This window comes from Caproiciproducens galactitolivorans, from assembly GCF_004768785.1.
Lineage (GTDB): Bacteria > Bacillota > Clostridia > Oscillospirales > Acutalibacteraceae > Caproiciproducens > Caproiciproducens galactitolivorans.
Window position 1 is genome coordinate 79,081 of record NZ_SRMQ01000001.1, and the last position, 25,062, is coordinate 104,142.

Consider the following 25,062-nt stretch of genomic DNA (forward strand, 5'->3'; position numbering starts at 1 on the left):
ATAAGAAAGATGAAAAAATTTGTATGCTCAGTATGTGGTTATGTTTATGAAGGAGAAGAAGCTCCCGCTGCTTGCCCGCAGTGTAAGGCGCCAAAAGAGAAATTTGTGGAGCAGACGGAAAATGCTCCCTTTGCCTGTGAACATCAGGTTGGCATAGCAAAAGGAATTGATAAAGAAGTTTACGACGGTTTGGTAGCGAATTTCAACGGCGAATGCTGTGAAGTCGGTATGTATATTGCCATGGCGCGTCAGGCTGACCGCGAGGGCTACCCGGAAATTGCCGCAGCGTTCAAGGAGTATGCGTATCAGGAAGCGGATCATGCCGCCCGTTTTGCGGAAATGCTTGGTGAAGTCCTTACCGACAGCACGAAGAAGAATCTTGAGATGCGTGCGGAAGCCGAAGCTGGAGCCTGCTCAGGGAAACTCGAACTTGCGAAGAGAGCCAAGGAGCTCAACTACGATGCGATTCACGATTCCGTACATGAAATGGCAAGGGACGAAGCACGCCACGGCGCAGGTTTCAAAGGTTTGCTGAAGAGATATTTTAATTGATTATAAGACTCCCCTTTACATGTGCGTCTGAAAACCGGTGCGGTACGGCCGTGCCGGTTTTCTTTTTCAGTTTCGGGGCAGGATAGAAATGGGAAAAGTACTCGCCGAAAGGCTTGCCATTTTAAAAGGGAATGGGCTATACTAAGATTATGATGTTGCAGAATATGAAGTGGTTGAATCAGCAAGAACAGTCTGCTTGCTGCTGTATGTTTCTCAGTAAGCTTTGGTGACCGCTTTGGAGGATCTATGGAATATTATGATATTGGAATTATTGGTGGCGGCGCGGCCGGGCTGATGGCTGCGGTCTGCGCGGCGCAGGAATGCAGAAAAAACCGGATACCAGCAAGGATTGCCGTACTGGAAGCGAATCCGCGCGTCGGCAAAAAGCTGCTTGCAACCGGCAATGGGCGCTGTAACCTGACAAACCGCAATCTTTCCGCCGAGCATTACCACGGGGACACAGACCTTGCAATGCCGCTTTTCAAGAAGTATACGACGCAGAGAATTATCGATCAGTTTTCCTCGCTCGGCCTGCTGTGCAGGGAACGGGAGGAAGGGCGTATTTATCCGAATAATTTACAGGCTTCCGCCGTATTGGATATCCTGCGCTTTCAGCTTGAAATCCTTGGCGTGAAAAGCCTTACGGATTTTCACGCCGCTACTGTGAAAAAATCGGGAGCGACTTTTACGGTTCATTCCCAGTCCGGTGCCGTTTCTGCAAAGCGCCTGATTTTTGCCTGCGGGGGAAAGGCGTATCCGCAGTTTGGCTCCAACGGAAGCGGTTATCCAATCCTGAAATCATTGGGACACAGCCTAACCGAGTTGTTCCCCGCCTTGGTACAGGTAAAAACTGATCCCGCCCGCGCAAAGCCCTTAAAGGGCGCAAGGAGCGCGGTTTGCGCAACGCTCCTCGCCGGGGGAAAGCCCGTAAAAACCGTTTGCGGAGAAGTGCAGTTTACGGAAAACGGGCTTTCCGGCATTTGCATTTTTGAACTGTCCCGTTTGGTGGGAGAACTGAAAGCGGCAAAAAAACTTGAAATCGCCCTGGATCTTCTTCCGGATTATACAGAGGAAGAGGTATTCGCAATGCTGAAAGCGCTGCGGGAAACCCTCGGTCTGATGCCGGCTGAGGAACTTCTGGGCGGCTGTGTGAACAAGCTTGTCGGCCGTGGGGTGATTCGGGCGGCTTTGCGTCGTATCCCCCGTCAGGCGAATGAATATTGCACAGACGACTTAAAAGCGATTGCAAAAACCGTGAAAGACTTCCGGTTTGAAGTGACCGGAACGCTTTCGTGGAAGGACGCGCAGGTAACCGCTGGCGGGGTGCCGCTAAAGGAAGTGGACGAAAACCTTCAGTCCAGGTTCTGCCCCGGTCTTTATCTTGCGGGCGAGCTGTTAAATATTGACGGCGACTGCGGCGGCTTTAACCTGCATTGGGCTTGGAGCACCGGCATGGCGGCGGGAACCGCCTGCGCTTTATCATTACGGAAAAATAAGGGTGGGACATGATTCGAATATCGGAAATTCATTTAAAACTGGATGGCAGCGAGGAAGATTTAAAAAAGCAGGCGGCGGCCCGTTTGAAGGTTGCCCCCGAAAAGATCAAATCCTTAAAGTTGTATAAAAAATCAATCGACGCGCGTAGGAAAGACGACGTTCATTTTATCTGTACGGTTGAGGTGGACTGCGATTTGAAGTTTCTGCCGAAGGACCCCAAAATAACGAAGGTCGAGCCGTATCGTTATCAGCTTCCTGCGGGGAAGCCGCGCACCTTGCGGCCCGTGGTTGTCGGTTTCGGCCCTGCAGGCCTTTTTGCCGCGTTGATTTTGGCACAGGCAGGGTGGCGCCCGATCGTTTTTGAGCGCGGGAGCGCAGTTGAAAAGCGAAAGGAAGAAGTTGAACACTTTTGGAAAACGGGAAAACTGAATCCCGGCTGTAACGTCCAGTTCGGCGAAGGTGGGGCGGGCACTTTTTCAGATGGGAAACTGAATACCGGCACAAAGGATCCCCGTTCCCGCAAGGTTCTGGAGGAATTCGCCGCAGCCGGCGCGCCGCCGGAAATTTTGTATATGGCAAAGCCCCATATCGGGACGGACCGGCTGCCGGCTGCGGTAAAGGCAATCCGCGAAAAGATTCTTTCCCTTGGCGGGGAAGTCCACTTTGATACCGTCTTAAAAAAGATCATTCTGAAAAAAGGAAAAGTGACAGGCGTGGAGGTGCAGCCGCAGGACGGCTCGTCCTTCACCTTGGATGCCGACCGGCTGATTCTCGCGGTGGGGCACAGCGCGCGGGACACCTTTGAAATGCTGTATTCCCTCGGCATACCGATGGAGCAGAAACCGTTTTCCGTCGGCGCCCGGATCGAGCATCCGCAAAGATTGATCGACCATGCGCAGTACGGAAAATTTGCCGGCCGCCCGAACCTCGGCGCGGCTGACTACAAGCTGGCGGTGCATTTGGAAAACGGCAGGGGTGTTTATACCTTTTGCATGTGCCCGGGCGGCAGCGTTGTCGCCGCGGCAAGTGAACCGGGGCGCCTTGTTACGAATGGAATGAGCATTTTTGCGCGCGATGGAGAAAACGCGAACGCGGCGTTGCTGGTCGGTGTTGGCCCGCAGGATTTCGGCGATGACCACCCGCTCGCCGGTATGACGTTCCAGCGCAGGCTGGAAGCGGCAGCTTTCCGTCTCGGTGGAGAAAATTATCATGCTCCGGCGCAGCGTGTGGAGGATTTTTTAAAGAGGGTTCCTACCAAAGCTCTGGGGGATGTAAAGCCAACCTATCGCCCCGGCGTTACGTTGTGCAGCTTGGACGACTGCCTGCCGGATTTTATCACTAATTCCATGCGGCAGGGGATTCTACAGATGAACCGGAAGCTGAAGGGTTTTTCTTTTCCGGACGCATTGTTAACCGCCGTTGAAACCCGAAGCTCCTCTCCGGTGCGCATGCTGCGCACAGAGAAGTTCCAATCGCCATTGGCGGAGGGGCTTTTTCCATGCGGCGAAGGCGCGGGTTACGCGGGCGGCATTATTTCCGCCGCGGTGGATGGAATCAAATGCGCAGAGCAGGTTATTCTGGGGGTTCAATAGAAAACGGGTGTCCCGCAGCTTGCGGGGCACCCGTTTTTTAAATTCTCGCTACTCTGTGGCATCGGTTAGCATATCCCGGATGTAATTCGGAATTGCAAAGCTGCCGACATGAACGTCTGTGTTGTAGTACCGGGTTTTTAGCCCAAGCGCTTTCCATTTTGTGGACTGTAAATCGGAAACCGGATCCAGCCCCTTGGAGGCAAAGCCGAACACCCAGTTCCCGGATGGATAAGAAGGAATCTGTGCCTGATAAATCCGGCAGACCGGAAAAATTTCCCGCATGCGTTGATACGCCCGTTTCATGAATTTGGAATAATCCGCGTAATACGCGCATTCCTGCTGATTTACCAGAATGCCGTTCTCCTTCAGCGCGTTGCAGCAGCTTCCGTAAAATTCTTTGGTAAACAGCCCTTCGCCCGGGCCGGACGGATCAGTAGAATCCACTAGAATCAGGTCGTATTCCTTTTCCTTTTCGCGGATAAACTTTAACCCGTCTTCAAAAGAAAAGGAAACGCGGGGGTCGGAAAGGTTTTGGGATATCCGGGGGAAATACTTGCGGCTGACCTCCAGAACGCGCTCGTCCAATTCCGCCAGATCAATCCTTTCAATCGAACGGTACTGGGTCAGCTCCCGGACGGTACCGCCGTCGCCGCCGCCGATCACCAAAACGTTTTTTATGTTGGGATTTACCGCCATCGGCACGTGCACGATCATTTCGTGGTAAATAAATTCGTCCTTTTCCGTCAGCATGATTTGGCCGTCAAGAGTTAGAAGACGCCCGAATTCATCCGATTCAAACACGTCGATGCGCTGATATCTGCTTTGCTCGGAATGAATCTGTTTTTCCACCCGGATGGAAAAACGGACGTCCTTTGTATGTTCTTCCGTAAACCATAAGTCCATATCTTTACACATCCACTACTTTTAGATTTTCAATCGTGATGTCTTCCGTTCCCGACAGAAAGCATCCCTTCGCTTTTGCATAGAGAATATAATCGATGATTTCTTCCGTTATCCGCTCGCCCGGCGCCAGAATCGGGATTCCCGGAGGATAGCACATGACAAATTCGGCGCAGAGGCAGCCCGCCCCTGCTCGGATGGAAACCATCTTTTTCTCCGCATAGAACGCGTTCTGCGGGGTCATTTCCACCTGAGGGCTGATGTATTCGTGGTCGAACATTCCGGATGGGTCCTTTGCATACCGGCGCTTGATTTCCGCCAGCGCGGCGACCAGCCGTTCAATCGTAAATTCGCTGTCGCCGGGGGAAATAATCGCAAGGATATTGCCTATGTCGCCGAATTCAATCTGAATGCCGTATTCATCGCGAAGGATATCGTACACTTCAATGCCGGCAAGGCCGATATCCCTTGTAAAAACGGAAAGCTTTGTGGTGTCGAAGTCATAAACCGCTTTGCCGTCGCAGAGTTCGGTGGAAAACGCATAGTATCCCCCGATTTTGTTAATTTCTTCCCGCGCGTACTGCGCAAGGGAAACGACCTTTCGGAACATGGCTTTCCCGTCCAAAGCAAGATTGCTGCGTGCAATATCCAATGAGGTCAGCAGAAGGTAGGATCCGCTTGTTGTCTGCGTCAGATTGATCGTCTGGCGGACACAGCCGGGATTCATCCTCTTCCCCGTTAACAGAAGGGAGCTCTGTGTAAGCGAGCCGCCGGTTTTATGCATGCTGACAGCCGCCATGTCCGCGCCGCAGGACATGGCGGAAGGGGGAAGACCTTCGCCGAAATAGAAATGGGTTCCGTGCGCTTCGTCCGCAAGCACTAGCATATTGTGCGAATGCGCCAGCTCCGTAATGGATTTTAAATCGGAGCAGATCCCGTAATAGGTCGGATTATTTACCAGAACCGCTTTGGCGTCCGGATTTTGTGAGGCCGCTGCTTTTACATCCTCGAGTGTCATTCCAAGAGGAATGCCGAGCCGGGCGTTTACGCCCGGATTCACATAGACGGGCTGTGCACCGCATAAAATCAGCGCGTGGATTGCGCTAATGTGCACGTTGCGGGGAAGGATGATTTTGTCGCCCCGTTTGCAGGTCGCCAGAATCATCGACTGTACGGCCGCCGTTGTTCCGTTTACGATGAAAAAGGCGTTTGCGGCGCGGAATGCATCTGCCGCCAGTTCTTCCGCTTCCTTAATAACGGAAACCGGATGGCAGAGATTGTCCAGCGGCTTCATGGAATTTACGTCCACCGAAAGGCATTGTTCCCCTAAAAACTGGGTCAGCCGGGGGTTGCCGCGCCCCTGCTTATGGCCCGGCACGTCAAACGGGACAATACGATCCATACGGTATTTATTGAGGGCCGTCAAAATCGGCGTTTTTTGCTGAGACAGATGATTCATTTTTCCTCACCCTCTCAGTAAACATTGGTGCCGCTGAAAATTTCAATCATTTCGCGCCGCAGGCTGTCGGTTATGGTCAGCCGCTGCATGGGCGGCAGCTCATAGGAATCGGTATTGAATAAATAATTCTGTAGAACGATTTCCTTAATCAGCATTTTTGTATGGAAAATATTCGCCTGATAGACGTTGATGTCGGTTGCGTCATATTTCTTTAAAGTTTCTTTATTTATATAATCCTGTATCGAGGTAATATCATGGTCAATAAATAATTTCTTGCCGTTCACATCCCGAGTGAAGCCACGCACGCGGTAATCAATGGTAATAATATCGGAATCAAAGCTGCCGATTAAATAGTCGAGCGCGTTTAAAGGTGATATTTTCCCACAGGTTGATACGTCAATATCCACGCGAAAAGTTGCAATCGAGTTGTCGGGATGGTATTCCGGATAGGTATGCACGGTAACATGGCTCTTGTCCAGATGAGCGACTACCGTTTCGCGGCTGTCCTGCAAATCACAGAGGCTGTGGCTGCAGGATTTGTCGATCATGTGCCTTGGAATGGCTTCTTCCGAAATTAGAAGTGTAACGGAAGCGCCCTGCGGGTCATAATCCTGTTTGGAAATGTTTAGGACATGCGCACCTATGATATCGGTCACATCGCATAAGATTTTCGTTAATCTTTCCGAATTGTATTGCTCGTCAATATAAGCAATATAGTCCTTTTGCTCTCTCTCACTTTTTGCATAGCACACATCGTAGATGTTGAAGCTAAGTGTTTTTGTGAGGTTGTTAAAGCCGTATAAAGCCAGCTTTTTTTCCAACCCTAACACCACAACCTTTCCTATTGAAATTTTTTCAAAGAAAAGCCAAACGATCTTCCTGCGATGTAAGATTGGCGGAAGCTGTTCGGCTGAAACGGAATTTTACACAGTATAGCATATCCTCTTTCATATATCAATAATTCTTATAAATATAATAATAGGTAATTTTTAACAAATAAATACAGTAGTAAAAAAAGCCGCATGAACACAGGACTCATGCGGCTTTCCATGTATTTGGATATGGGTTAATAAGTGGCGTTGCTTATGTTTGGTTTCTTAGGCGTTTCTGGAGCCGGTTGTCTTTCCCGCAGAACAGCACGCGGACGTAATCGCCCATAATCCGGGAGGCGAAACGTTCTGTGTACCGTTCCTGAAGCTCCTGCAGGGATAGATTGGTACTGATAATGGTTGGTTTCTGCGTCATTAATCTTGTGTTTACGATATTATAAATTTCTGCGCAGGAAAACGCGCTGCGGAATTCCGTCCCCAGATCGTCCAGAATCAGCAGGTCGCATTCCAGAAGGAGCCTGTCGGTATCCCCCTGTGCATCGCGGCCGAAATGTTCGTGTTCCAGCTGGGTGATGATGTTGTTAACGGAACAGTATACAACGCCGAAGCCTTTTTTGATCGCTGTATTGGCAATTGCTAGCGACATATGGGTCTTGCCGAGCCCCGTACCACCCTGCATAATCAGGCTGGGGGAGGAGAGCGAAAAATTGCGGGCGTAATTCTGGCAGTTGTAAAAAACCTTTTCCATAATTCTGCGCGGGGACTCCCTGCCGTTTTCCGCAATGTCGGGGTAATAATCGAGCGAAAAGCTCTCAAAAGTGGAAAGGGAAAGCGGCGTCAGCTTGTTCAGATTTTCGTAAGCCTGCGCCCGAAGAAGCTTTTTCATGCAGGAACACATCCTGCCGTCAATATAGCCGGTGTCGCTGCACTTTTTGCAAACATAGGGCGGCTCCAGATAATCCGAGTTGTGCCCGGCGGATGCGAGCAGTTCGTTCATCTGGTTTTGCAGCATCTGATTTTCCTGCTTCAGCTTCGTTAATTGCTCCTTTGCGTTGCCGCCGCCGAAAATGGCGCGCGCCGCGGCAATGGCGGTTTTAGACAGTGCGGATTCGATTTTTTTTGCTTCCGGGTAACAACTGTAAAATATGGATTTGCGCTCGGCCGCGGCGTTTTCGGCCGTTTTACGGCGTTCTGCAAGAATCCTTTCCGCGCTTTCATAAATTTCCCTGCTGTAACCCAATGCAATCACTTCCTGTCAAAATTATCAAAAACGCCGGAGCGTTCGTATTCCTCAATATCATAGGTTGTTATCGGCTTCCTGCCGCCTTTGCGGGCCGCCGCACGCTCTTCCTTATCCTTCTGCGCCTGTTCCAGCGTGGAAATTCCTTCCTTGTGCCAGCGCTCCAGGATTTTATTCATATAGCTGGGACTGAATTTGCCGGTGTTGTCCACGCTGCGCTCATACGCCTCGTGGATCAGCGCGGTGTTGAATTTCCATTCGTTAATCCAGACAGAGGCGAAAGCCTGCTCCTTCGAGGAAGGCGCGCGGTGCATAATCCCGATTGCCTGCTCCACCGCATGCCATGCTTTTTTGCTTTCATCCAGGCGGCGCAGCTTTTCCTCCGCTTTTTCATGGGTAAAGATTTCTTCGTCGGCCCAGTTCATGGCCACTTTTTCTATGTACCTAGAATTGGCCTTGCCGATGCTGACAGCGTATTGCAGCAGCATGATAATCACGTCGCAGGGAAGGCCATAATGGTCGTGCAGCATTAACAGCATGGCGGAGTCGCCGTTGGAAATCAACCGTCCGAGAATCTGTTCGGCTTCCTGCATCAGGCAGGCAATTTCTTTGGACTCCGCGATTCGCTTTGCAACGAACGCGTTGTCGGGCTTCTGTGGGCGGGAAAGAATCCTTTTAGGCTTCTCCGGTGCCTGTGTCGGTTTCGCAGCCGGGGCCTCTTCTGCCGTTTTTGTGGTTTCCGCTTCTGAGGTTCCCCCGGCAGGAACGAATTCCCCGTCTTTTTCAGCGAACAGCCCGGTTTGCTGCCAGTAGAGCATCGCGTCGCTCACATCGGCCCGGTCAATGCCCAGCGCCTTTGCAATATCTGCGGCATCAAAGCGTTCCCCCGCATGCCGGAGTTCCCACAAAAGGACTTTCAACTGGACGGAACCCGCTAATTTAATATGTTTATCAACAACGGAGCAGGGAACGGCAAAGATAGAGTTCCACTCTCCAAGATTAATAGAACAGCTCATACAGGTCACCTTTCAAAACGAGTAAATTCACTTTGTTATTATAACATAAGCTTGTCAAATAAGGAATTGCTAAAAAAACACATTTGAATTAAAAAAAGAGGCTTGACAAAAGATCGTCTTTTGTCGTATAATAACTCTCGCACCAAGCAATGCGAACGTAGCTCATCTGGTAGAGCGCCACCTTGCCAAGGTGGAGGTAGCGAGTTCGAGCCTCGTCGTTCGCTCCAGTTAAGGACATACCTTCCAGTTAGGTATGTCCTTTTTTCATGCTTTGCTTGATGGATAAGACACGAAAATTCATTTTTCGGAATTTGCAACCTTATAGATGTTTTCATTTTGAAACGCCATCTGTATCCAAGCCGGGACGCGCATGATTTGCAGTGGGTATCGTTGGCGAAAAGTTGGGCTATCAATTGAACCATCCATATAAAAAGTAACAAATCTTTCCTTAAAATGCAAAGCGCCGGTGTTTTACCGGCGTTTTTTCGAACAATTTTTTCTATTTAGCTTGTCTTATTCACAAACAGGATGTTTTATGCTATAATAAAAAAGTTTTGTGAAATTATTGTGAATGAATATAATTATTAAAGAGGTAATATCAATTATGGACTCTAGAATCGACATTCGGAATGTGGCGATCATTGCGCACGTCGACCACGGGAAAACAACGCTGGTTGACCAGCTTTTAAAGCAAAGCGGTATATTTCGGGCCAACGAAAATGTTGTGGAGCGCGTGATGGATTCGAATGATCTGGAACGTGAACGCGGCATCACAATCCTCTCCAAGAATACAGCCGTTATGTATAACGGCGTTAAAATTAATATTGTCGACACGCCCGGCCACGCCGATTTCGGCGGCGAGGTGGAACGGATCCTGATGATGGTTGACGGCGTTCTGCTGTTGGTCGACGCGTTTGAGGGATGCATGCCGCAGACGCGGTTCGTATTGAAAAAAGCGCTTGGCCTTGGCAAAAGCCCTCTGGTTGTCGTAAACAAAATTGACCGCCCGGGTGCTAGGCCGGCTGAGGTGGTTGATGAAGTCCTCGATTTGTTTATTGAGCTTGGCGCAAATGACGATCAGCTTGAATTCCCAGTAATCTATGCTTCCGGGCGCGACGGTTACGCTACAACGGATCCCGAAGTTCCGGGTACCGATATGAAACCGCTTTTTGACGCGATTCTGGAGCACATCCCCGCGCCGAAGGGCGACCTCAACGGTCCGACGCAGATTCTGTTTTCCAATATCGATTACGATGATTATGTCGGAAGAATCGGTATCGGCCGCGTGGAACGCGGAGAGGTTCACAACGGGGATAACGTGGTTCTCTGCTGCCGGGACGGCGAGCAGAAAAATGCGAAGATTACGAAGCTGTATCAGTTTGAAGGCTTGAAGCGTGTGGAAGTGCAGGAGGCAAAATTAGGCGATCTGGTCGCTGTTTCCGGAATTCCGGGGCTGAATATCGGCGAAACCGCCTGTTCGCCCGATTGTGTCGATCCCCTTCCGTTTGTTAAGATTGATGAGCCGACTGTTTCCATGCTGTTTATGGTAAACAACAGCCCGTTTGCGGGGCGGGAAGGAAAATATGTGACATCCCGCAATTTGCGCGACCGTTTGTTTAAAGAAGTGGAAACCAACGTGGCAATGCGCGTGGAGGAAACCGATTCCCCCGATACCTTCAAGGTGTCCGGAAGAGGGGAACTGCACCTCTCCATCCTGATTGAGCAGATGCGCCGCCAGAACTATGAATTTCAGGTATCCGCCCCACAGGTTATCTATAAAACCATTGACGGGAAAAAATGTGAACCGATTGAGCTTCTTATGATAGAGGTTCCGGATAATTACGTGGGCGTGGTTATGGAAAAGCTTGGCACGCGCAGGGCGGAAATTGTGAATATGGGCACCCGCGATACCGGGATGAGCCATCTGGAATTCAAGATTCCGGCGCGCGGGCTTATGGGTTACCGGCAGGAATTCCTGACGGACACCAACGGCAACGGCATCATGAACAGCGTTTTCGATGGTTACGAACCCTATAAAGGCGACATCCAGACGCGTCCGCAGGGCGCGCTGATTGCGCATGAGACCGGCGAATCCACCGGATACGGCCTGTTCTATGCACAGGATCGCGGCCGCATGTTTATTGGGCCGGGCGTTGAGGTTTATGAAGGCATGATCGTGGGCGTAAGCCCGAAATCCGACGATATTGTTGTAAATGTCTGTAAGAAGAAGCATGTTACCAATACCCGGGCCGCCGGTTCGGATGAGGCGCTGAAGCTGACGCCTCATACCGTTTTAAGCCTGGAGCAATGTCTGGAATTTATTCGCGACGATGAGCTGGTTGAAGTGACGCCGAAAAGTATCCGCATGCGCAAGAAGATTCTGAGCAAAGAGCTGCGCATGAAGCAAGCCAGCAAGAAAAAATAAAATGTATATTATACTTGATTTGGAATGGAATGGTACCTACAGCCGGAAATTGAAAGGCTTTATCAACGAAATCATCGAATTCGGCGCCGTGAAGGTTGATGAAAACCTACAGATTGTAGATACCTTTGAATCCTTGGTGCGGCCTCAGGTTGGGAAGAAACTGAGCGGTAAAATAAAGACGCTGACCAGCATAACCAATGAAGAATTGCAGGACGGCCTTCAATTCATGCAGGTTACCAGCCGCTTTAAAAAATGGGCGGGTGACGCGATTTTTATGACATGGGGCACCTCCGATATCCTCGCCTTGATTGAAAACTGCCGCTATTTCTGCGGAAATGAGCGCATACCTTTTCTAAAGCGGTATGTTAATTTACAGGAATACTGTGAAAAATTGCTGAATTACGACAAGACCAAGCAGATGGGCTTGAGTACCGCAGCGCAGCTTTTAAACATTAACGAAGAAGGCTATGACCACCACCGCGCTTTGGGGGACAGCCTTTTGTCCCTCCAGTGCTTACGAAAGCTGTATGACCCCGAAACAATTAAACCGCTGATTCAGGACGCGACTGCGCAGGAGTTTTACGACAAGCTGCTGTTTAAAACGGTGATCATCTGCGACTTAAACCATCCGCTGATCCGGCGGAACGACCTGCGCTTTACCTGCGATTTCTGCGGGCGGCGTGCGCACCGCACGGGCGACTGGCAGCTTAAAAATAAAAGCTACCGCGCGGAGTTTGTCTGCTGGCACTGCCATCACCGGTTTTACGGCCGGGTTCAGTTTAAACTGAAATATGAGGGCATGGTTGTAAAAAAAGGGATCCTTCCGGTTCCATCCGACAAGGATCAAAGAGAGGAGCAAAATCCTCAAGAGGAGAGCTGACGGCTCTCCTTTTTTTGTGCCCTGGCGCTTGCTTCCGCTCGCGGCCTTCCTGCAGTATTATATATAAGTATAGCGGGGGAGGAAAGGGGAGCCGCTGCCCGTTTGCATTCCGGATTTCCCTATGCTACAATCAAAAAATCATCAATTGTTGGAGGCATTATGAATTACGACAGTAAAAATATGAAATTCTATGAAAAAGGGGGCGTTGCCTATCTTACGTTCCTGGAATTTGAAAAATACGGCTTTGTAAGGCATGCCTTTTCTACCCGGATCGGCGGGGTCAGCAAAAAGGAATTTGCCTCGATGAATTTAAATTTCGGGCGGGGCGACTCTGACGAGGATGTAACGGAGAATTTCCATCGCTTCTGTTCCGCTGCGGGATTTGATTATACCACGCTGGTAGCTTCCGCGCAGGATCACGGAACCTTTATTCGCAGGGTGGGTGCCCGGAACCGGGGAACGGGTATCTGGAAACCCAAGGATATCCAAAGTGTGGACGGCTTGATCACGGATGAAGCAGATGTCACGCTGGTGACTTTCTATGCGGACTGCGTCCCGCTGTTTTTCCTTGACCCCGCAAGGCGTGCGATCGGATTGGCCCATGCGGGCTGGCGTGGTACGGTCGCCGGAATCGGTGCGAAAATGGTTAAAGCTATGGGGAGGGAATTTGGGAGCAGCCCCCGTGACCTTGTTGCCGCGGTCGGACCGTCCATCGGCCCCGAATGCTTTGAAGTGGACACGCCGGTTTATGAAGAATTTTCCAAACTAACAGAACTGAACCCGCAGGAATTTATCGTAAACAACGGGGGAGGAAAATATCATATCGATTTATGGGAGGCAAATCGGCGCATACTAATGCACGCCGGTATTCCTCAGGAGCAGATTTCGGTTGCGGGACTGTGTACGCGCTGCAACGCCCAATGGCTTTGGTCGCACCGCGCAACCGGCGGAAAACGCGGCGGGCTTGCCGCAATGATGTGCCTGACGGAGGGGAGAGCATGACGATTCAGCACTGCACCCTTTGTCCGCGTGGCTGCGGTGCGCTTCGAACGGAAAACCAAGGCGCCGGCTTCTGCGGGATGGGCGCAAATCCGGTTGTCGCGCGCGCAGCGCTTCATTTTTGGGAAGAACCTTGTATCAGCGGGAAGCGCGGCTCCGGCACGGTTTTCTTTACCGGCTGCTGTCTGAAGTGCGTTTTCTGCCAGAATTATCGGATCAGTACGGAAAAAGAAGTGGGGAAAATTATCAGCGCGCAGGAATTGGCGGACATATTTGACCGTCTTGCGGAACAGGGGGCGCACAATATTAATCTGGTGAATCCAACGCATTTTGTTCCGGCGATTTTAAAGGCACTTGCACTCCGGAAAACAAAGCTGCCGGTCGTTTATAATTCCGGCGGGTATGAAAATCCGGAAACGCTGAAAATGCTCGACGGGTGGATTGACATTTACCTGCCTGATTTTAAATATGCGGACAACCTGCTTGCGCAAAAATATTCCGGCGCGCCGAATTATGTAGAAAACGCGAAGGCCTCCGTGCTTGAAATGGCGCGCCAGACCGGTCCGGCCGCGTTTGACGCGGAAGGCATGATGACGCGTGGCACCATTGTGAGGCATCTCATTTTACCGGGGAATACGCGCAATTCCATCGCCGTCCTAGACTGGCTGGGGGAAAGCCTGCCCGCCGGCGTTCTGGTCAGCTTGATGGCGCAATATATTCCCTGCGGTAAAGCGGAGGATTTTCCCGAAATCAACCGCCGGATTACGGCACGGGAATACCATAAGGTACAGGAGCATCTGTTCCGACTGAATTTGGACGGTTTCGTTCAGGAAAGAAAATCGGCAAGCCGGGATTTTATCCCGCCGTTTAATTTAGAGGGAGTTTCCCCTTGACAAATCCATTGTACCGCGATACACTATTACCTAGTATTAAATACTACATAATATAATATTTAAAAGATGGTGATATCATGGTAGACAACAGTATAAACAAAATAAATAAAACGGCGTGGAGGGCGGTCCGGAGAAGCGAACTGGAACTGCCGGATTATACGGTGCTGGAGGAAATCCTCAATGCCGCAACGCACGGCGTGGGCGTGGGGCTTGCCATTGCCGGTTTGGTGGCGCTGCTGATGTACGGGCGGCATGATGCGCTGACGACAACGGCGGTGTCGATCTTCGGAGCGACCATGATTCTGTTGTATGCGGTTTCCACCCTGTATCATGCGCTCGGTATCTGCAACGGCAAAAAAATCTGCCGGATTCTCGACCATTGTACCATTTTCCTGTTGATTGCGGGTACCTATACGCCGATTTCCCTGTTGTGCTTCGGCGGGGCGACCGGATGGCTGATGTTTACCATTGTATGGACGGTGGCAATCATAGGGGTTGTTCTGAACGCGATCAATTTGAACCGTTTTAAAACATTTTCCATGGTTTGCTACATCGCGCTCGGCTGGTTTGTGATATTTTTCTTTCAGCCGCTGATGCAGAAGCTTGACTCCCGTTCCATTCTGTATTTGCTTCTGGGGGGCGTGCTTTATACGGTCGGTGCGGTCATATACGGCTTAGGCAAGAAGATGAAATATATGCATAGTGTGTGGCACCTTTTTGTCCTTGGCGGGTCGGTTTTTCATTATTTTGTCATTTATAATATTGCCGTCTAGAATTGTTTACAATTCATACGATCTTTTTTCTCCTCTTTGCGATATAATATGGTATAGGATGAAAGCAGCGTGAAGAGGTGGGAAAGTTGGATATCAAGAAAAGAGAACTGTCTTTTGATTCCTGTGTGGAGGATGAACGGATTTTTGTAAGGATTTTGGAGCCGGCGGAAAAGGCAAACGTCAAGGGCGTTTTGCAAATCGCGCACGGCATGTCGGAACACAGCCTGCTTTACGTTGAATTTGCAAAATATATGGCATCCAAGGGCTTTGCGGTTGCGGTAAACGACCATTTGGGGCACGGGAAATCTGTTTCTGCAGGAGGCTCCTACGGTTATTTCGGAAAAGGCGGCTTCCAGAATCTGGTCCAGGATATGCACAAGCTTTATACGCTCATCCACAGGGATTATCCCGAAGCGCCCTATATTCTCATGGGCCACAGCCTTGGCTCCCTTTTGGTCAGATCCTACTGTGCGCAGCACGGCAGCGAACTGGCCGGCGCGGTAATTATGGGGACGTGCGGGAGTGTGCCGAAATCCGCTATAAAAGTGCAGAAGATGATTTGCAATACCGCCGTGAAAAAGAAGGGCGAAAAGGGACACGACGAGATATTCAAAAAGATGGCTTCGGTCAATAGCACCAGGAATTTTGCCCTGCTTTCCATTCCGGCGGACTGGATTTCGCGTGATGCGGACGAGGTGGAAAAATATATAAAGGATCCGCTCTGCGGTTTTGATTTTACCGTGTCCGGTTACCGGGATATTCTTCTTTTACAGGAGCGGGTAGCTTCCCCGAGCTGGTTTAAAAAGATGCCGCAAATCCCTATTTTGCTGATTTCCGGGGACAGCGACCCGGTGGGCGGGTTCGGAAAGGGCGTGCGTCAGGTTGCGCGGAAGCTGAAAAAGACCGGCCATGATGTGCGGCTGATTTTGTACCCCGGCGCAAAGCATTCAATCTTATGTGAAATAAACCGGCAGGAAGTTTTTACGGATATTGAGAATTTTCTGGATGACATCCTTGCGGGGAATGCATAGAAAAAGGACAGCGCGAAGTTTCTTCGGCGCTGTCCTTTTGTAATATCTTTCCGTTTGGTTCTATCGATTAAAACCGGATTATCTGGGTTATGTTAGGAACATTAACTTGAAAGGTCTACTTTGCTTTTTTCATAATTACTTTTTCAATCATATGGTAATACAGAGCCATTAAACTGGTGGCTGCAAGCAGCAACGGAACGAGAATTAGCAGCATGGGTAAGGTTAAATTCACAAGGGAGAAAAACGGTTTAAAGAAGAGCATGGCAACCACAAAAATGCCCGTCATCAGCCAAAACAGAACGGCATGCTTGATATTAAACGGGATGCAGACCTTAAATAGGGTAAGCAGCCCGGTATAACCGGTGACGATTACTGCCATTGTGGAAATTTGCTCGTGGGAAAATTTCAAGCTGCACGCGATTAATACGAGGAAGAGTATATTTGTCGACATGGTTAGCGCGCCCGGCAGCGATTTCCGCATGACGTTGATCATAAAGCTTCCCTGTATGCGTTCCCGGTTCGGTTCCAAAGCAAGGATAAAGGATGGAATCCCAATGGTCACCGCATTGATCAGCGTGAATTGAATCGGTTGGAATGGATAACCGCAGTTTACAAAGATAAAAAGTACGGCAATGATTGCGGAAAAAATCGCCTTGACAAGGAACAGGGAAGCGGAACGCTGTAAATTATTAATCGAACGCCTTCCTTCGTTTACAATCCGTGGCATGCTTGCAAAATCCGAATCCAACAGGACGACTTGCGACACCGTTTTCGAAGCGTCGCTTCCGGAGGCCATGGCGATACTGCAATCGCTTTCCTTTAAAGCGAGCACGTCGTTCACACCGTCGCCCGTCATGGCAACCGTATGCCCCTGTTCCTTCAAAACTTTGACAAGGTCCAGTTTTTGCTGGGGGGTTACGCGTCCGAACACAGTATATTTTTCCGCCGCGTCTTTTAAATCGTCCTTGGTCAATAGCAGGGAAGCGTCGATGACCTTGTCTGCGTTTTTCAATCCCGCCTTTTTTGCGATATTTGCAACGGTTACCGGGTTATCGCCGGAAATCACCTTAATGTCGACACCCTGGTCGGCAAAAAACGACAGGGTTCTTTTTGCGTTTTTCCGAATTTTATCGCTTAATAAAATCAGGGCAACAGGCTCGATGGTTGCCGGAAGCTCGCTGCCTTGGATCGGGTCTGGGGAATGGGCCAGAAGAAGGACGCGCTGCCCTAGAGCAGAATGCTCCTTTACAAGAGCGCTGATTTTCGAAAAATCGTCTTTTAGAATAAATTCCCCCGCGCCTAACAGATAGCTGCCCTCGCTGCGGAACGTGGCCCCGCTCCATTTGCGGGCGGATGAAAACGCAACTTTGTGCGTGTATTCCCAATCCGGCGTGGCAAGGCCGAGCCCCCTGATTGCGTTGGCTGTTGGGTTTTCATCGTTTAACGTGTTGATTAAGGCGGCGATGGCGTTTTCGATATCTACTTTTGTTCGATCGGAAAGCGAAAGGATTGCGTCCACCTGCATGATCCCTTCCGTGATCGTGCCTGTTTTGTCAAGGCAGAGCGTATCCACGCGCGCAAGCGTTTCAATCGAATATAACTCCTGCACCAGCGCCTTATGATACGCCAGGCGCATGACGCTGACGGCCAGCACGACACTAGTCAAAAGGACAAGCCCCTCCGGAATCATGCCGATCAAAGCGGCAACGGTGCCGACAACGGCGCGCTGAAAAGGTTCCCCGGACAGAAAATACTGCTTGTAAAATAGAAGGGTACCGATCGGGATGATGGAAAAACCAATATATTTTATGATTTTATTAATCCAGTTCATAATTTCGGAGTTCGGCTTTTTTAAATATTTGGCGTTTTTCGTGATTTTTGACGCATAATTTTCCGCACCGATGTGTTCAACCCTTGCACAGCAGCTTCCGCTTGCAATGAAGCTTCCGCTTAAAAGGTGATCCCCGGCTTTTTTTAAGATAGGATCCTGCTCGCCGGTAATTAACGATTCGTTGACTTCGCATTCGCCGTCAACGACCACGCAGTCCGCGCAAACCTGATTTCCGCTTGTCAGAATCAGGATGTCGTCCAATACCAGGTCCTCAACGGGGAGCTCCTGCTTTACCCCGCCCCGCATGACGCCGGCTTTCGGCGCCGCGATCAGCTTCAGCCGGTCGATTGTTTTTTTTGCCCGGATTTCCTGTATTGTTCCAATAAGGGTGTTGCAGATGATAACACCCATAAACAACAGATTCTTGAAGGACCCTACCATAACGATTAAAGCGGCAAGCGCTACATTTAAAATATTAAATGGCGTAACAAGGTTATTTAATATAATCTGTCCGATCGATTTGGTTTTTATTTCATCTGTTCCGTTTACAAGACCCCGCTGTTGGCGGGATTCCACCTCCTCCTGCGTTAATCCTTTGGAGCAGCTTTCATCAAGTGTCATGTATTTTGTCCCCTATTCATGTATGTTTCGCATTGAAATTCATTATACTATATACGACAAAGCAAAACGTAATTTGCAAAAAACTTTAAAGATTGATAACAATTTTCGTCAAAACACATAAATTATGAATCGTTAAAGTCGCATATTCAATCATAATTTATCTTGTTTCCAAAAAACGTTATGGTATAATAAAAAAATGTGAAATGCTGAGTGGATTAAATTTCACAGATCGTAAAATGAGAAAAGGGGGTCTGAATCTTATCGAATATGTTGAATATGATAAAATTTGACTTTCGAAAATTAAAACTTCCGATCCAGGATATTGACAGCATGCTCGTTTTATTGTTGGCGGCTTCCGTATTTGTACCCTTTTACTTCAGCGTTGTTGTAACCTGCGGAATCGCCATTATGACGATGATTAACTGTAAAGTAAGGACAAAAGCATTTTCTTCTCCTTATTCAAAGTTTCTTCTTGGTTTTCTGATTATTCCGTTTTTTATATCCGCAATCTATAATAATTACTGGGGAATGGTGTACGCAATCGTTATTCTCGCTGCAGCTACCTGTGCGTTCTATGTTCGAAGCGTAATGAACCGTTCTCTTTTTAACAAAGTAATGGATCTTACGTGTATCGCGAGCCTCTGGTGCGTTGCGATCGCCGTTTACCAGAAAGTAACCGCTTACGGTCTGGCGCCGCGATACCGCCCGGTTTCCGTATTCCATAACGCGAACTGTTATGGAATGATGATTGAATTTATAATCATTATTGCCATATATCGCATATTTACCAACAAACAAAAAAAGAACTTTTATCTTGCCGTTATTGAACTCAACTTGATTGGACTTTATCTGTCGGCTAGCTGTTCCGCCTTCATAGCTACCGCATGCGCCGTCATGACGATGCTGGTGTTGAAGAACCGCTATGCCCTTGCGGTTGGGTTGGTTTGTGTTGCAGCGGCCTTTGTTACGGTTGGGGCTATTTTTCCCTCGATTTTTCCGCGGGGCCTTGAAGCAATCGACAGCACCTGCGGCCAAAGGCTCTCAATTTGGACGACTGCGCTCCGCGGCATTACAAGGCATCCTTTCTTTGGAACAGGCGCGCTTTCCTATCAGATGATCTGTGAACAGCTTGGAGGCTACAAAACCTATCATTGCCATAATTTATTGCTGGACACCCTGTTGAATTTTGGCTTTGTCGGTTTTGGAGCAATCGGAATTTACTGTCTTGCTCAGCTAAAGCTTTTGTTGCTTCGTTTCAAAAATAATATTGGGATGAATATGAATATTCTTTTTACAGCGGCATTGGTTGCTACCGCTGTGCACGGTATGACCGATGTGACGATTCTTTGGATTCAGACCGGCTTATTGTTTATTTTTATGTATTCAGCGATGGGCATCGGTTCGGAGTGCCTGGAAAGCCAGCTTCGCCTGCCTTCGCTTGTGCCGGACTACGCGGAGAAAGCACCCGTCCAGCCTGTGTACCTGAAAAACTGATTTCTCTAATTCGGTTGCCTTGTCCCGAAAGCAGGGCGGTAGTCTGCTGAACTCAATATTAATTGTATGTGATTGCACAACAGAATCTTTCGTCCCTTGCCCAATCAGGCAGGGGACTTTTTTCCTTAAAAACCCCGCAGGAGGTGTTAAAATGAAGAAAACACAAATGACAGATATCAGCGCGCAGGCCATTGCAAAGAAACTCAAAGAATATTCGAACATGGAAAAATATATTCTGCTTTCTACCCTTAAGACAAGGGAAAAAGGGTTGGATATTGTTGACGTTGAAATGTTCTCCGAACAGTACGGAAGCAATGAAATATCCCATGAGAAGCCAAAGCCATGGTATATACAATTAATAAAGGCGTTCGAGAATCCGTTTACCTTTGTGTTGCTTGTAATTGCCGCAATCTCCTTTATTACCGAAGTCGAGCTTGCAAAACCGGAAGAAAGGAGTCCGGCTGCGGTTATCGTGATTCTGACCCTTGTGCTGATCAGCGGCGGCCTGCGCTTCTTTCAGGAATTCCGTTCCGGAAAAGAAGCGGAAAGCCTGAAATCTATGGTAAAAACAACAGCAACGGTTATTCGCCGTGAAAACGGACGCGAAGAAATACCGATGGCCGACCTACTGCCGGGCGATATCGTTGTTCTTGCGGGCGGCGACATGATCCCCGCCGATTTGCGGATCTTAAAGGCAAAGGACTTATTTATCAGCCAGTCGGCGCTGACGGGTGAATCCGAACCAATTGAAAAATTCTCCGATCCGGACCGAACGAAAAAGGAAGACAACCTGTTTGATCTTCGGAATATCTGCTTTATGGGTACCAATGTCGTGAGCGGTTCCGCTCTTGCCGTTGTGCTTGCCACCGGGGATAACACGTATTTCGGCAACATGGCCAGGGCACTTTCCGGCGAACGTGCACCCACCAGTTTTGATAAGGGTGTGAATTCCGTAAGCTTTCTGATGATTCGTTTTATGCTGGTTATGGTTCCGGTTGTATTCCTGCTGAACGGTCTTACGAAGCACAACTGGATTCAAGCGCTTTTATTTGCCATTTCCGTTGCCATTGGTTTAACACCGGAAATGCTGCCGACGATCGTAACGACGAATCTGGCCAAGGGAGCCGTCAGCATGTCCCGCCAGAAGACCGTGGTAAAGCATTTGAATTCGATTCAGAATTTCGGTGCGATGGACATTCTCTGTACCGACAAGACCGGTACGCTGACAAGGGACGAAATCGTTATTGAGCGCCACTTAAACGTACAGGGCATAGAAGACCAAAGAGTTTTGAAGTATGCTTATCTGAATAGTTATTTTCAGACAGGGCTGAAAAACCTGATCGATCTGGCGGTTATTGATAAAGCCAATGAAGAAAGCATAACTTATTTAAATAACGAATATATCAAAGTAGATGAAATTCCTTTTGATTTTGCGCGCCGCCGCATGAGCGTCGTGCTGAAAAACCGTGAGGGAAAAACACAGGTTATTACAAAGGGCGCGGTAGAAGAAATCCTCCAGATTTGCTCCTGCTGCGAATATCAGGGTGAAGTCCTGCCGCTGACCGAAGAGCTGCGCAGGCAGGTTGTCAATATGGCGCAAGAATTGAATTCCCAGGGGATGAGGGTAATTGCCGTTGCCCAGAAAAGAGACCCGTCCGTTGAGGGCGTCTTCGGAGTAAAAGACGAGAGCGATATGACACTGATGGGCTATCTCGGCCTTTTGGACCCGCCGAAGAAATCTGCCGCCGCCGCTATAAGCGCGCTGGGAGAATACGGCGTTCAGGTAAAGGTGCTTACAGGCGATAACGAAGGAGTAACGCGGAAAATCTGCGGTGACGTCGGGCTGTCGGTCGATAAAATCCTTCTCGGCTCTGAAATAGAGGAAATGAGCGAGGAAGAACTGATGCGGCAGGCAGGGGACACCACTGTTTTCGCCAAGCTTTCTCCGATGCAGAAGGCTCGCGTTGTCAATGCGCTGCAGGAAATCGGTCATACGGTTGGGTTTATGGGTGACGGCATCAACGATGCACAGGCGCTCAGCAAAGCCGATGTAGGTATCTCTGTCGATACGGCGGTGGACATTGCCAAGGAGAGCGCGGATATTATCCTTTTGGAAAAGGATTTGATGGTGCTGGAGCATGGCGTTATTGAAGGACGCAAAATCTTTGGAAATATCATTAAATATATCAAGATGACCTCAAGCTCCAATTTTGGGAATATGCTGTCTATGCTGGTCGCGAGTGCGTTTCTGCCATTCCTGCCCATGATGCCGGTTCAGATTCTTGTTCTGGATTTACTGTATAACATTTCCCAGATTTCCATTCCGTGGGACAACATGGATGTGGAATATCTTTGCGTACCGAGGAAATGGGATGCTACGAGCATCGGCAAGTTTATGCTTTGTATCGGGCCGGTAAGCTCTGTTTTTGATATTGCGACCTATCTTTTGATGTGGTTCGTATTTGGCTGCAACACAGCGACGAACCCCGCTCTAATCGCGCTGTTTAACGCCGGATGGTTTGTTGAAAGTCTGCTCTCCCAGACTTTGATCATCCACCTGATCCGTACGCCGAAACTTCCGTTCGTGCAAAGCCGCGCAGCAACTCCTGTGGTGCTCCTGACGTCCGTTATCATGGCGATCGGTATTCTTATTCCATTTACACCGCTCGGCGCTTATGTGGGGCTTGCAAGCCTTCCTATGGCATACTTTGGCTGGCTTGCGGTGATTATTCTGGGATATATTACATTTGCGCAGATTGTGAAGATGATTTATATTAAAATCAACCGTTCGTGGCTGTAAATAAAAAGGACTTGAGCCAACCGGCCAAGTCCTTTTTTGCTATAAAACTTTTTTGATGGTAAACATATTGTCCTGTACCACCCAGTTTTGAGGGAAGAAGCTGTTAATCGTCCAGTAGCTTACCCCGCCAAGGTTGTATTTGGCAACCACTTTCATTTTCGCTTCAATGCTTCTGGCGTCTTCAAACCAAACAATGTGCTGCTTTCCGCTCCTGTCGTAATAATTAAAAAATGGGGACTGCGCGGTTTGGTCAAATTGAATGTTCGCGCTGACCTGTGAGGCAAGGTTTACTGCGCCCACATTGGTCATCGGACGCGCCGCGGTGCCCTGAATATAGGGGAGGGTCCAGTCGTAGCCGTAGTTCGGGATTCCCATGAAAATCTTTCTGCTCGGCATAACCGATACCGCATACTGTATTACATCTTCCACAAGGTTAACCGGGGCGACCGCACGGGGCGGCCCCATCAGATAGCCCCATTCGTAGGTCATCAGGATAACATGGTCAACCAGAAGTCCGTGGGTCGCATAGTCGTGCGCTTCATACAGAAGCCCCGCTTGGCTCCCGCTTGTCTTGGGCGCAAGGGCTGTTGTTACGATATAGCCCAGAGAATGCAGGCGATCCACCGTTTTTTTCAGAAAATTATTGTAGTTTTCCCGGTCGCGCGGGAAGATATATTCAAAATCGACATCCAGCCCGAAATAGTTTTTTTCCTGCATAATGCCTATGACATTGTCAAGAAGGGTGTCCTGAAGCGTCTCGTTGGTCAGGATCGTATTCGCAAGCTCGCTTCCGAAGCCGCCGCCCTCTTTTATGTTGGTAATAACCATCATCGGAGCTACGCTCTGCCGTCGGGCCACCTCGATAAGCGGGCCATCCTGAATGGCGGTCAGGCTTCCGTCCGGTTTGACCTGATAGCTGAAAATGCTAAGGTAGGTTAAGTGCGGAAGGGTGCGTTCTAGTGTGGTGTTTTCGATATCCGTTTGCGCATAGCCGTTTACTTCAATCGTTCCTGATTTTTCAGTTGCAAACGGGATGATAATAATCTGACCTACGCTGATGGAGGAAGGGTCGGTAATCCCTTCGTTTGCGCTCAATATACGAAAGACCGTCGTATCATACATCCGCGCGATGGAATATAGTGATTCGCCGGGTAATACGGTGTGGCGCACGCTGTCTACGTCAATTACAATTGCTTGGCCGATGACAAGATGGTTGATGTTTTCCAGACCGTTATCAGCTATTATCTTTTGAACGGTCGTACCATACTTTCTTGATAAAGAATAGATGGTATCTCCCTGCCGGACAGTATGTATTACCAAACCCATCACACCTTTTCATTCATAATTTGTTAGCGGGTACCGTTTTCTAACAGTATATGAAATCCGGAGACGGGGTATGCCTGCCCTGTTGGGACGCTGTGTGGATTTTCTGGGATTGATATGAAATATCAAACTGTTCTATTTGTTTAACGGAAAAATAGATAATAAGCGGTGACGATTTGCAGCGTAATAATCACCGGAATGCCAAACATAAATTTTTTGTGATGCGTTTTGTGGCGAATTGCATACATCGTAAGCAGCATGCCAACGGAGCCGCCGAATGCGGCAAGAAAAAGCAGAGCATCCTCCGGAACGCGCCGGCGATGCTTTTTCGCGTTATGCTTGTCTACGATTGTCACAACGATTGCTATGAAATTAATAATAATCAGATAAGAACACCAGTATATATAAGCAGGCATGTCTTTTCCTCTCTTTTATCGCAGGTTTGCGCCGCAGTTTGGGCAGTAATTGCAGTTTGGGTCAACAGGGCAGTTACAGTTTGGGCAGGTTCTTCGGTAAGCGCCTTGGATGATATACATCTTCCTTGGATCTATTTCAACTGTATAATCCTTTTCAACGCGCTTTCCCTCATCGGCCGAAAGCTCGTAAACCGCGCCGCAGTTTGGACAGGTGACAAAATAGCGCTTGCTGAAACGGAACAGGGGAAGGAAGAAAAAAGTAAACTGCTGGAAGGTGCAGGTGACCAGAGCCATCGCCCCATTTGCGGAACAGCAGGGAAAAAATCCACATTTTCTGACTCCCAGATCGTGTGCGCCGTTGGTGATCCCCACGATAAAGAACATGGATATGCCCCCTTACGAAATGTATTAAATGGTATCCTACACGATGGAAACGCTTCTGTCAATATCTCTATTCCGCGGAAACAGAAGGCGGAACGGACAGTAAAAA

Annotated in this window: 20 protein-coding genes and 1 tRNA gene; 12 read left to right on the forward strand and 9 right to left on the reverse strand. The window is 49.1% G+C overall.

Annotation, left to right across the window (positions count from 1 at the left end):
- The first annotated feature begins 9 nt into the window (after positions 1-9).
- The 3 genes from CAGA_RS00345 to CAGA_RS00355 all read left to right on the forward strand — a co-directional run bounded on the left by CAGA_RS00345 (position 10) and on the right by CAGA_RS00355 (position 3,641).
- Complete coding sequence (locus CAGA_RS00345) at positions 10-552, forward strand: NADH peroxidase (protein WP_135656578.1); 543 nt, start codon at positions 10-12, stop codon at positions 550-552.
- A gap of 246 nt (positions 553-798) precedes the next feature.
- Positions 799-2,061: a BaiN/RdsA family NAD(P)/FAD-dependent oxidoreductase gene (locus CAGA_RS00350; RefSeq protein ID WP_135656580.1), complete on the forward strand. Its 1,263-nt coding sequence runs from the start codon at positions 799-801 to the stop codon at positions 2,059-2,061.
- A complete protein-coding gene (locus CAGA_RS00355; RefSeq protein WP_135656582.1) occupies positions 2,058-3,641 on the forward strand; it encodes an NAD(P)/FAD-dependent oxidoreductase in 1,584 nt (527 codons plus the stop codon). The genes CAGA_RS00350 and CAGA_RS00355 overlap by 4 nt, the downstream gene beginning before the upstream one ends.
- A gap of 48 nt (positions 3,642-3,689) precedes the next feature.
- Here CAGA_RS00355 and speE read toward each other — a convergent pair whose 3' ends face one another.
- The 5 genes from speE to CAGA_RS00380 form a co-directional block, all read right to left on the reverse strand.
- Positions 3,690-4,544 (reverse strand): polyamine aminopropyltransferase, encoded by an 855-nt coding sequence (speE, locus tag CAGA_RS00360; RefSeq protein ID WP_135656584.1) that lies wholly within the window; start codon positions 4,542-4,544, stop codon positions 3,690-3,692.
- A gap of 4 nt (positions 4,545-4,548) precedes the next feature.
- Positions 4,549-6,000 (reverse strand): aminotransferase class I/II-fold pyridoxal phosphate-dependent enzyme, encoded by a 1,452-nt coding sequence (locus CAGA_RS00365; protein ID WP_135656586.1) that lies wholly within the window; start codon positions 5,998-6,000, stop codon positions 4,549-4,551.
- A gap of 14 nt (positions 6,001-6,014) precedes the next feature.
- The gene (gene speD / locus CAGA_RS00370; RefSeq protein ID WP_207669524.1) at positions 6,015-6,833 is read right to left on the reverse strand and encodes an adenosylmethionine decarboxylase; all 819 of its coding nucleotides are present in this window, start codon (positions 6,831-6,833) and stop codon (positions 6,015-6,017) included.
- 250 nt (positions 6,834-7,083) lie between these two features.
- Positions 7,084-8,079, reverse strand: coding sequence for an ATP-binding protein (locus CAGA_RS00375; protein WP_243112887.1), 996 nt, complete (start codon positions 8,077-8,079; stop codon positions 7,084-7,086).
- The gene (locus tag CAGA_RS00380; RefSeq protein ID WP_135656593.1) at positions 8,076-9,086 is read right to left on the reverse strand and encodes a DnaD domain protein; all 1,011 of its coding nucleotides are present in this window, start codon (positions 9,084-9,086) and stop codon (positions 8,076-8,078) included. The genes CAGA_RS00375 and CAGA_RS00380 overlap by 4 nt, the downstream gene beginning before the upstream one ends.
- Before the next feature lie 151 nt (positions 9,087-9,237).
- On the opposite strand from CAGA_RS00380, the gene CAGA_RS00385 reads away from it, so the two are divergent.
- The 7 genes from CAGA_RS00385 (at position 9,238) to CAGA_RS00415 (ending at position 16,087) form a co-directional block, all read left to right on the forward strand.
- Positions 9,238-9,313 (forward strand) — tRNA-Gly (locus CAGA_RS00385).
- Positions 9,314-9,690: 377 nt separating this feature from the next.
- Complete coding sequence (gene typA / locus CAGA_RS00390; protein ID WP_135656594.1) at positions 9,691-11,511, forward strand: translational GTPase TypA; 1,821 nt, start codon at positions 9,691-9,693, stop codon at positions 11,509-11,511.
- Position 11,512: 1 nt separating this feature from the next.
- Positions 11,513-12,391, forward strand: a complete 879-nt coding sequence (locus CAGA_RS00395; protein WP_135656595.1) for a 3'-5' exonuclease — start codon at positions 11,513-11,515, stop codon at positions 12,389-12,391.
- Positions 12,392-12,550: 159 nt separating this feature from the next.
- Positions 12,551-13,393, forward strand: a complete 843-nt coding sequence (gene pgeF, locus CAGA_RS00400; RefSeq protein ID WP_135656596.1) for a peptidoglycan editing factor PgeF — start codon at positions 12,551-12,553, stop codon at positions 13,391-13,393.
- Positions 13,390-14,283, forward strand: coding sequence for a radical SAM protein (locus CAGA_RS00405; RefSeq protein ID WP_135656597.1), 894 nt, complete (start codon positions 13,390-13,392; stop codon positions 14,281-14,283). Before pgeF ends, CAGA_RS00405 begins: the two co-directional genes overlap by 4 nt.
- 77 nt (positions 14,284-14,360) lie before the next feature.
- Positions 14,361-15,056, forward strand: coding sequence for a PAQR family membrane homeostasis protein TrhA (gene trhA, locus CAGA_RS00410; protein WP_135656598.1), 696 nt, complete (start codon positions 14,361-14,363; stop codon positions 15,054-15,056).
- Between the two features lie 86 nt (positions 15,057-15,142).
- A complete protein-coding gene (locus CAGA_RS00415) occupies positions 15,143-16,087 on the forward strand; it encodes an alpha/beta fold hydrolase (RefSeq protein ID WP_135656599.1) in 945 nt (314 codons plus the stop codon).
- Between the two features lie 115 nt (positions 16,088-16,202).
- Here CAGA_RS00415 and CAGA_RS00420 read toward each other — a convergent pair whose 3' ends face one another.
- Positions 16,203-18,539, reverse strand: coding sequence for a cation-translocating P-type ATPase (locus CAGA_RS00420; protein ID WP_135656600.1), 2,337 nt, complete (start codon positions 18,537-18,539; stop codon positions 16,203-16,205).
- Positions 18,540-18,815: 276 nt separating this feature from the next.
- Between CAGA_RS00420 and CAGA_RS00425 the strand changes: the two genes are divergently transcribed.
- Positions 18,816-20,033: an O-antigen ligase family protein gene (locus CAGA_RS00425; RefSeq protein ID WP_167875113.1), complete on the forward strand. Its 1,218-nt coding sequence runs from the start codon at positions 18,816-18,818 to the stop codon at positions 20,031-20,033.
- A gap of 151 nt (positions 20,034-20,184) precedes the next feature.
- Positions 20,185-22,833, forward strand: coding sequence for a magnesium-translocating P-type ATPase (gene mgtA, locus CAGA_RS00430; protein ID WP_135656602.1), 2,649 nt, complete (start codon positions 20,185-20,187; stop codon positions 22,831-22,833).
- A gap of 39 nt (positions 22,834-22,872) precedes the next feature.
- Here mgtA and CAGA_RS00435 read toward each other — a convergent pair whose 3' ends face one another.
- The 3 genes from CAGA_RS00435 to CAGA_RS00445 form a co-directional block, all read right to left on the reverse strand.
- Positions 22,873-24,153, reverse strand: a complete 1,281-nt coding sequence (locus CAGA_RS00435; protein ID WP_135656603.1) for a LysM peptidoglycan-binding domain-containing protein — start codon at positions 24,151-24,153, stop codon at positions 22,873-22,875.
- A 146-nt stretch (positions 24,154-24,299) separates the two neighbouring features.
- A complete protein-coding gene (locus tag CAGA_RS00440; RefSeq protein ID WP_135656604.1) occupies positions 24,300-24,572 on the reverse strand; it encodes a DUF1294 domain-containing protein in 273 nt (90 codons plus the stop codon).
- Positions 24,573-24,587: 15 nt separating this feature from the next.
- Positions 24,588-24,956: a zinc-ribbon domain-containing protein gene (locus CAGA_RS00445; protein ID WP_135656605.1), complete on the reverse strand. Its 369-nt coding sequence runs from the start codon at positions 24,954-24,956 to the stop codon at positions 24,588-24,590.
- Between the last annotated feature and the right edge of the window lie 106 nt (positions 24,957-25,062).

What these genes read in the sequence shown, in the direction of transcription:
- CAGA_RS00445 (WP_135656605.1), bottom strand. Translation starts at nt 24,956, where the DNA reads ATGTTCTTTATCGTGGGGATCACCAACGGCGCACACGATCTGGGAGTC.
- CAGA_RS00380 (WP_135656593.1), bottom strand. Translation starts at nt 9,086, where the DNA reads ATGAGCTGTTCTATTAATCTTGGAGAGTGGAACTCTATCTTTGCCGTT.
- CAGA_RS00425 (WP_167875113.1), top strand. Translation starts at nt 18,816, where the DNA reads ATGATAAAATTTGACTTTCGAAAATTAAAACTTCCGATCCAGGATATT.
- mgtA (WP_135656602.1), top strand. Translation starts at nt 20,185, where the DNA reads ATGAAGAAAACACAAATGACAGATATCAGCGCGCAGGCCATTGCAAAG.
- CAGA_RS00355 (WP_135656582.1), top strand. Translation starts at nt 2,058, where the DNA reads ATGATTCGAATATCGGAAATTCATTTAAAACTGGATGGCAGCGAGGAA.
- CAGA_RS00420 (WP_135656600.1), bottom strand. Translation starts at nt 18,539, where the DNA reads ATGACACTTGATGAAAGCTGCTCCAAAGGATTAACGCAGGAGGAGGTG.
- CAGA_RS00395 (WP_135656595.1), top strand. Translation starts at nt 11,513, where the DNA reads ATGTATATTATACTTGATTTGGAATGGAATGGTACCTACAGCCGGAAA.
- speE (WP_135656584.1), bottom strand. Translation starts at nt 4,544, where the DNA reads ATGGACTTATGGTTTACGGAAGAACATACAAAGGACGTCCGTTTTTCC.
- CAGA_RS00365 (WP_135656586.1), bottom strand. Translation starts at nt 6,000, where the DNA reads ATGAATCATCTGTCTCAGCAAAAAACGCCGATTTTGACGGCCCTCAAT.
- CAGA_RS00345 (WP_135656578.1), top strand. Translation starts at nt 10, where the DNA reads ATGAAAAAATTTGTATGCTCAGTATGTGGTTATGTTTATGAAGGAGAA.
- trhA (WP_135656598.1), top strand. Translation starts at nt 14,361, where the DNA reads ATGGTAGACAACAGTATAAACAAAATAAATAAAACGGCGTGGAGGGCG.
- pgeF (WP_135656596.1), top strand. Translation starts at nt 12,551, where the DNA reads ATGAATTACGACAGTAAAAATATGAAATTCTATGAAAAAGGGGGCGTT.
- CAGA_RS00350 (WP_135656580.1), top strand. Translation starts at nt 799, where the DNA reads ATGGAATATTATGATATTGGAATTATTGGTGGCGGCGCGGCCGGGCTG.
- CAGA_RS00405 (WP_135656597.1), top strand. Translation starts at nt 13,390, where the DNA reads ATGACGATTCAGCACTGCACCCTTTGTCCGCGTGGCTGCGGTGCGCTT.
- CAGA_RS00440 (WP_135656604.1), bottom strand. Translation starts at nt 24,572, where the DNA reads ATGCCTGCTTATATATACTGGTGTTCTTATCTGATTATTATTAATTTC.
- typA (WP_135656594.1), top strand. Translation starts at nt 9,691, where the DNA reads ATGGACTCTAGAATCGACATTCGGAATGTGGCGATCATTGCGCACGTC.